We start from the raw sequence: 7395 nt of genomic DNA, 5'->3' as shown, positions 1-7395 counted from the left end.
TCCCTCACCACGTCCCGCCGGACGCCCCCCGCCTCCACGCCTACGCCCAGGGCCGTCTCTGTCAGGAGCGGGGGCGCTGGGCCGAGGCGCTCGGCCACTTCACCGGGCTGCCGTCCGACCTGCTCGACGTGCCGGACCGCGTGCTGTACTCGCGGGGACGGGCCGCCGATGAGCGGGGCGAGTGGACCGGGGTCATCGACGGGTTCGGGCGGCTGCCCGACGCCTGTGCCGAGGGCGAGGTGGGTGTGCGCCGCCGGTACGCACGCGCGCGCGTGGCCGCCGATCTGCGTGCCGACTGGACGGCGGTCCTCGGCCTGCTCTCCGGCGTCCCCGACGAGGCGCGCGAGGGCACGGTGGCCGCCCTGCGCCGCAAGGCCGAGGGCCGCAGGGCGGAGGAGGCGGGCGACTGGGCGCGGGCCTGCGAGATCCACGCGGGCGCGTTCCCGCGGGGCCGGGCGGAGAAGGCCCGCGGGGACGACGAACCCGGCTGCCTCTACCGCTACGCCCTCGCCCGTACCCACGAACTGGCCGGGCGTTGGAGGGACGCCGACGAGGTCTATCAAGGGCTGCCCGGCGACTGGGGCGACGTCACGGCGCGGCGGGGGTACGTACGGGCCCGTGTCGCCGAGGCGGACGCCGGCACCGGCGAGGCCTGGCGGCGGGTCGCGGAAGCCTACGGCGAGATCGCGGAGGCGCTCGGCGAGGACGCGCCCACGCGAGGGCGGTACGCGCGCGTGCGCCTCGCCGAGGCCGAGGGGGACTGGGCCCGCGTCGTGCGGGAGGCCGAGGCCCTCGGCGAGCACCGGGACGCCCCCGCCCTCGCCGCCTACGCGCGCGGGCGCCTCGCCGAGGCGCACCAGGAGTGGCAGCGCGCCGCCGACGCCTTCCGGCGGTGCCCGGGGCACCGGGACGCCGACGCCCAGCTCGCCTACGCCGAGGGGCGGTCGCTGGAGGCCGCGGGCCGATGGAGCGGCGCGGTCGCCGCGTACGAGCGGGCCCGCGGCGTGCTCGACCGCGCCGACGTGCGGTGCCGCAGACTGCGGCGGCTGATCGGCCTGCTGCCCTGGGCGGACGGGCTCACCAGCGCGCCCCTGGTGGCCGATCCCTTCGCCGTACGGGACCGGACGTTCCCGTATCTGGCCCTGCGGGACGCCGGGGTGGACCCGGGCGCCTCGATGGACGTCGTGAAGAACGCCTCGTACGCACTGCTTGAGCGCGGTTCGATGTCCTGGCACGAGCGGGTCGCCCTGGAGCGGCTGCGCCTGCCCGGCAGACGGCTCCGGCTCGACGCCCTGCTCTACCGCTGGCACGCGGCCCCGGCCCTGCGGAACGCCCTGGCCCAGCTCTCCCCCGACGAGGGCCCCGCCCTCCTGGACACCCTGTGCGAACGCTTCCCGCGGGACGCCCCGCTGCTGCTCCTGCTCGCCCGCGACAGGGAGGCCGCGGCGGCGGAGTGGGAGCGCCGGCTGCACGCGGCCCCCGGCGACATGGCGGTGGTGCACGGCCTCGCGGTGGCCCGGCTGTGGCAGGCGCAGGAGCTGGAACAGAGCGGCGCGTGGGAGCACGCGGTAAGCGCGTGGGAGGCCGCGCTCGCGTACTGGGCGACGCTGCTGAGCGACGACGAGTACTGGGACGGCTGGCGCGCCGAGCGGGCGCTCGCCTACGAACGGGAGCTGACCCAGGAGGACATGGCGTCGCTGCGCTGGGAGCTGAACCAGCACCTGTTCGGGCAGCTCTCCGCGTTCGAGCAGCGCCACACCGACCAGGGCCGCCCCGCCCAGGCCGCCGCCTACCAGGCGCTCGCGGGCCTCCTCGAATCGGAGCTGGGCGGCGCGCGGGTCCTCAAGGACGTCGGCGGCCTGCCGTCCGTCCCCGGCGCGGGCGCCACGCTGGCGTGCGGTCCGCGCTATCTGCGGCTGCTGCGGCTCCAGGCACCGCTCGGCGACCTCGTCGCGAGCCTGGACGCGGCGGCGAAGGAGGGCAGGGACCCCGGCGAGTACGCCGTGCGCGAGCTGCGCTGGGCCTTCTCGGGCCTCGCCCGGAGCTTCGCGCTCTCGGAGGTCCGCAAGTTCGAGCAGGCGCTGCGCGCACTGCCCGCGCTGCGCACGCTGACCACCCTGCCGGAGGACTGCGCGGGCCCCGCCGCGTCGGCGGACCACACCGGGGCGTGCGGGCACTGCCAGGAGTTCCTGCGCGACAACCCCGCCTACGTGCGGCTGCCGCGCCGCCATGCCCGCCTCCTCCAGGACGGCGTGGAACTGGCCGTACACGTCCGTCTCGCCCTCGCGCGCACCGCCCTGACGCGCGGCGACGGCGGCCTGGGCACGGCCCTTGAGCAGTGGGCGGAGCTGGTGAAGGTGTCCCGCAGGGCCGGGATGCAGGCCAGGTCGAAGAAGGCGGTCATCCGTACGGTGCTCGGCCGCGTGGAGGCGCTGTCCGCGGAGGAGGGACCCCAGCTCGGGCCCTGCCTCGACGAGGCCGTCACGCTCGTCGAGTCGGCCGTCACGGTGCTGCACCCGCTGGACCGCGAGCTGCTCGGCCAGCTGCACGCGAAGCTCTCGGCGCTGCTGTCCATGCGCGGGGTGTGGCGCGGCTACACACGGACCAAGCACGGCATGGGGTGCGACGTGTACGGCGCGGAGGCCGACCTGCGCCGCGCCCTCGCCCTGAACCCGGAGTCGAGCCACGCCCGGGACAATCTGGCGCGGGCCCTGGTGTTCACCCTGGACGAGCGCACGTACGAGGTGCCCGCGCGTCTCGAACTGCTGCACGAGGCGCTGGGTCTGCTCGACGTGGGCCTCGGCCAGGCGCTGACGCACCGCTACCGCGAGACGCTCGGCGAGGCCCTCGACGAGATGGAGAAGCTGCTGACCCGGCACCTCGGCGTCGGCGGCATGGGCGATCTGATCCGCAGCGACGGCCAGGAGACGCCGCCCGACGACGAGGACCTGCCCGCCTGGGCGGCGGAGCTGACCGACAAGGCCGAACTCGCGCTGCGGCGCGGGGAGATCCTGTGGGCGCTGCACCACCTGTTCCGCGCCACCCGCGCGGACCCCACGAACAGCCGGATCAGGCGGGCGCTCCTGGACGCGGTGCACCGCTGGCACACCGAGCTGAGGCCCGGCCGAGAGGCCGCCGAGGACCGAGCAGGAGGCAGTGTCGCGTGATCAAGGACCCCGACGCGAGCGGGGAAGGCTCCTTCCCCTACGACGCGCTGGCCCCGGCCGGTGTGACGCCCTGGACGACCCACGCCGACATGAAGGACGTCTCCTTCGAGCTGCTCGCCCGGCATCTGATGACGCCGGTCACCCAGCAGGCCTGGGACGAACTGCGCGGCGTGCGCCGCAGACTGCTCGTCGATCTGCTGCTGTACGACGTGGACATGGAAGCCGAACTGCCGCTCGCCGCGGCGGAGATCGACCGGGAGCTCACCTTGGCAGAAACGCAGGACACGGGGGAAGCGCGCCCCGATGCCACCGCGCGCCTCGTCGCCGACCTCATCCGCTTCGATGTCTGATCCCACGGCCCGCCTCGCCTACGAGCACGCCCGCGACCTGGCGGCCCGCGAGGCCGTCCACCGGGCGCTCACCGAGCGGCTGCTGCTGCGCTGCGCCGATGTCCTCGACTCCTTCGACCGGCTCCTCGCGGACGGCGCCGCGGGCGACGTCGCCACGTACCGCGGGAGTGTCGCGCTGATCGCGGGACAGCTGGAGACGGCGCTGGCCGCGGAGGGGCTCGAACGGGTCGGGCACCCCGGTGAGCGGGCCGAACCCGCCACCCATCACGTGACGGAGGCCCGTGCCGCGCCGCCCGGCACGGGCGCGGGCGAGGTCCTGGAGATCGTGCAGCGCGGATACCGGTACCGGGGACAGGTGCTGCGTGCCGCCCGGGTGGTCGTCGCCGTGGACGGCGAGACGGAGCAAGGAACGGAGCGGGAATGAAGGCCATCGGCATCGACCTCGGCACCACCAACAGCGCTGTCGCCGCCCACGATCCGCACCGCGCGGACATCGCGGTGCTCACCAACAGCAAGGGCGAACGGCTCACCCCCTCGGTCGTCGGCGTCATGCACCGCGACGGCAAGGACCAGCCGCTCGTCGGCGAGGACGCCCTGAACTGGGCGATCATGCAGCCCAAGGAGACCATCGCCTCCGTGAAGCGGCTGATGGGACGGGACTTCGCGGACGCCTCCGTGGCCCAGGCCCGCGACCGGATGAGCTACGAGATCGTCGCGGGCCCCGACGACGACCCGCGCGCCCATGTGGTGCTCGGCGGCCGGGCCCGTACGCCCGCGGAGATTTCGAGCGTGATCCTGGACAAGCTGGTCAGGGACGCCACGCGCACCCTCGGCGAGCCCGTGACACACGCCGTGATCACCGTGCCCGCGTACTTCCGCGATGCCCAGCGCGCCGCCACCCGCGAGGCCGCCGAGAAGGCGGGCCTGGTGGTGAAGAAGATCGTCGACGAGCCGACGGCCGCCGCCGTCGCCTTCGGCCTGCACAAGCCGGGCGGCGCCCGCAGCCGGGTCCTCGTCTACGACCTCGGCGGCGGCACCTTCGACATCTCCGTGCTCAACGCGGTGAAGGACCAGGAGGGCAGGAGCCAGTTCCAGGTGCTCCGCTCGGCCGGTGACATCTGGCTGGGCGGCGACGACTTCGACCTGGCGATCGTCGAGCGGATCATCGCGTGGATGCGCGAGGAGCACCACGTGGACCCGTCGGGCGACAAGGCGTTCCTCTTCCACGCGAAGAAGGCCGCCGAGCGCGCCAAGCGCGAGCTGAACGACATGGACGAGACCTACATCGTGGTCCCCGCCGCCTACCGGGGCGAGAACGGCGTGCTCGACGTCGAGATGAAGCTGACGCGCGCCGAGTTCAACGCGATGATCGCGCCGCTGGTGGGCAGGACGATGGCGCTCGTCCAGGAGACCCTCGCGCGCTACGAGCTCTCCACCGACGACATCTCCGACGTACTCCTCGTGGGCGGCGGCACGCTCACCCGGCCGGTGTACGAGGCGGTCGAGGCGTTCTTCGGCGCCGCCAAGGTCCGCAGGAACATCAACCCCATGGAGTGCGTGGCCTTCGGCGCGGGCGTGCTCGCCGAGACGCTGCGCGGCGTGGAGTGCTCGGACCCGCAGTGCGCCAAGGTCAACGAGTACGGCGCGGTCGCCTGCGCGGCCTGCGGGCGGAGCCTCGCCGACGGGCGGTCCAAGGGCGACACGGGCCTGTACGAGTCGACGCCGATGGCGATGGGCATCGCCGCGATCAAGGGCAGCCAGCGCGACGTGTTCGTGGAGATCATCGAGGCGGGCTCGCCGTACCCGCTCTCCGAGCCGCGCCAGCGCACCTTCCACGCCACCGACAGCCGCCGCATCCGGGTGCCGGTCTACGAGGGCGACAGCAAGGTGGCCAGCGAGAACCACGAGCAGGGCGTGGTGGAGTTCGAGCTGCCGCAGGAGATCGAGATCAACCGCCAGGTGGACGTCTCCTTCAACTACTCGGCGGACCGCATCATCACCGTGAAGATCAGCGTGCGCGGCACGGACATGGTCCTTGAGGCCACGCCCAACCGGGAGAAGCCGCGCACCCCGCCGCCCGAGCCGGTCGAGGAGCTGGACAGCGCGGTCCTGCGCGAGCAGCTCGCCTTCGCCGAGCGGGAGGCCGACAACTTCCTGCGGCGGTACGGGCCCTACATCGAGCCGGTGCAGGCGATGAAGGTGCGCCGCGACATCGAGCAGGCCCAGCGTGCGGTGGCGATGGGCGACAGCGGCGAGTACAAGCGGCTGACCGAGCTGCTCCTGGACGACATGTACCGCCAGTGCGGCCTGGCGAGCCAGTTCCGGCAGGCCGAGCTGGCCTCGGAGGGTGCGCCGCCGGAGACGGTCCGGCACATCAACGAAGCGGTCGAGTACGTCAAGCAGGCCCACCGGCAGGGCAATCGCGCGCAGACCGCCCAGCACGCGCGCAACCTCGTCAACCTGGTGGCGGTCGCCCAGTCCGAGCGCGCCGTGCCGACCCTGCCCGACCGGCCCGACTACGAGGGCATCCTGCGGTTCGCCGAAGAGACGGCGGGCGGATGACGCAGGCGGGCCGGGACGGCCGCCCCGCGCCGGGGGCGGCCCCCGTCAGCCTCGGCATCGACTTCGGCGCCACGGGCCTGCGGGCGCTCTTCGCGCTGCCCGACGGCCCCGGACGGCGCCTGGAGGCGGCGGAGGACGACGGGCCGTGGCTGCTGTGCGAGCCCGCGGAGACGGGGACGCTGCCGGTGACCTTCCCCAGCCTCAAGAGCCGCCTGGGCAGCGGGCGTCCGGTGCGCACCTCGGCCGGGGCGGCCGACGCGGACCGGATCGTGGTGCGCAGGCTGCGGTCGCTGCGGGAGCGCGTGGAGGCGGCGGCGCCGGGGCGGGTGGCGCAGACCGTGATCAGCGTGCCCGCGCGGTTCGGCTCGGCACAGCGGGCCGCCCTGCGGGACGCGGCGCGCGAGGCGGGGCTCGACCCCGCGCGCCTGGTCAGCGACTCCATGGCCGCCGTGATCGGCCACACCACTGAGCGGGACAGCGGCACCTGCCTGGTCTACGGCATGGGGTACGAGGGGTTCGAGCTCGGCCTGATCCGCAGTGTGCGCGGCCACTTCCGCTCCCTCGGCTACGAGGGCGGCGCGACGTCGGGGGGCCGCGCGTTCGACGCGGAGCTGCTGTCATCGGCGGTACGGCTGCTGCCCCGGGGCGGCGCGTGGCGCACCGCCGGGCTCGACACCGCCCTGTGGCAGGGGCTCCGCGCCCGGGGGCAGGAGGCGCGGGAGGCGCTCGGCAGGCCGAAGGGGCCCGAGGCCGCCGTGCTCGGGCTGCGGTTCGGCGGGGGGCCGCCGCTCCAGGTGCGGATCGACAGGCCCGACTTCGACGCGTACGTCGACCGGCATGTGCGGCGCACCCTGGACCGGGCGCAGGCGCTCCTCGACCGGTCGGGGATGCGGCGGGATGACGTGGACACACTGCTCCTCGTGGGCGGCAACACCCGTATGGAGCAGGTGCGTTCGCGGGTCGCCGGGCTCGGGCGGCACTGTGTGCGGGCCGCTCCCGAGCTGCTCGCGCTCGGCGCGCTGAAGCACGCGCTGCGGCTGGCGGGCGGCGGCGCGTCGTCGGGCCCCTCGACCCTGGAGGAGGGCCCGCTGGACCCGGCCGCGCTCGCCCAGGACACCCTGTCCGACGCGCCGCCGCTCACGGCCACGCTGGTGGGCGGCGCGGCCGAGGAGGCGGGCCGCCGCCGGGCCCTGGAGGAGCCCGGTTCCGTACGGCACCTCGCCCCGGGGCCCGGCCCGCGTGAYCCGCSGGACGTGAGCGGACCCCGCGAGGCCAGGGACGTCGGCCGGGCCCCGGGGCGAGGTGCCGTACGGAAC

The 7395-nt window shown here is 74.8% G+C and carries 4 protein-coding genes and 1 pseudogene; all 5 read left to right on the top strand.

Features of this window, described 5'->3' with window-relative positions; translation table 11 throughout:
* A pseudogene (locus AB8Z36_RS25535) lies at positions 1-3167 on the top strand (hypothetical protein); the annotation flags it as partial.
* A complete protein-coding gene (locus tag AB8Z36_RS25530; protein ID WP_369215723.1) occupies positions 3164-3517 on the top strand; it encodes a hypothetical protein in 354 nt (117 codons plus the stop codon). The pseudogene AB8Z36_RS25535 and the gene AB8Z36_RS25530, both read left to right, overlap by 4 nt.
* On the top strand, positions 3510-3941 hold the full coding sequence (locus AB8Z36_RS25525) for a nucleotide exchange factor GrpE (RefSeq protein ID WP_369215722.1): 432 nt from the start codon (positions 3510-3512) through the stop codon (positions 3939-3941). The genes AB8Z36_RS25530 and AB8Z36_RS25525 overlap by 8 nt, the downstream gene beginning before the upstream one ends.
* Positions 3938-6079, top strand: coding sequence for an Hsp70 family protein (locus AB8Z36_RS25520; protein WP_369215721.1), 2142 nt, complete (start codon positions 3938-3940; stop codon positions 6077-6079). Before AB8Z36_RS25525 ends, AB8Z36_RS25520 begins: the two co-directional genes overlap by 4 nt.
* The coding region (locus AB8Z36_RS25515; RefSeq protein ID WP_369215720.1) for an Hsp70 family protein at positions 6076-7395 on the top strand (1320 nt) is incomplete at its 3' end. The genes AB8Z36_RS25520 and AB8Z36_RS25515, both read left to right, overlap by 4 nt.

This window comes from Streptomyces flavofungini, assembly GCF_041028215.1.
Lineage (GTDB): Bacteria > Actinomycetota > Actinomycetes > Streptomycetales > Streptomycetaceae > Streptomyces > Streptomyces flavofungini_B.
Note: the sequence above shows the minus strand (reverse complement) of the source record. Positions and strands in the feature narration are given on the sequence as shown.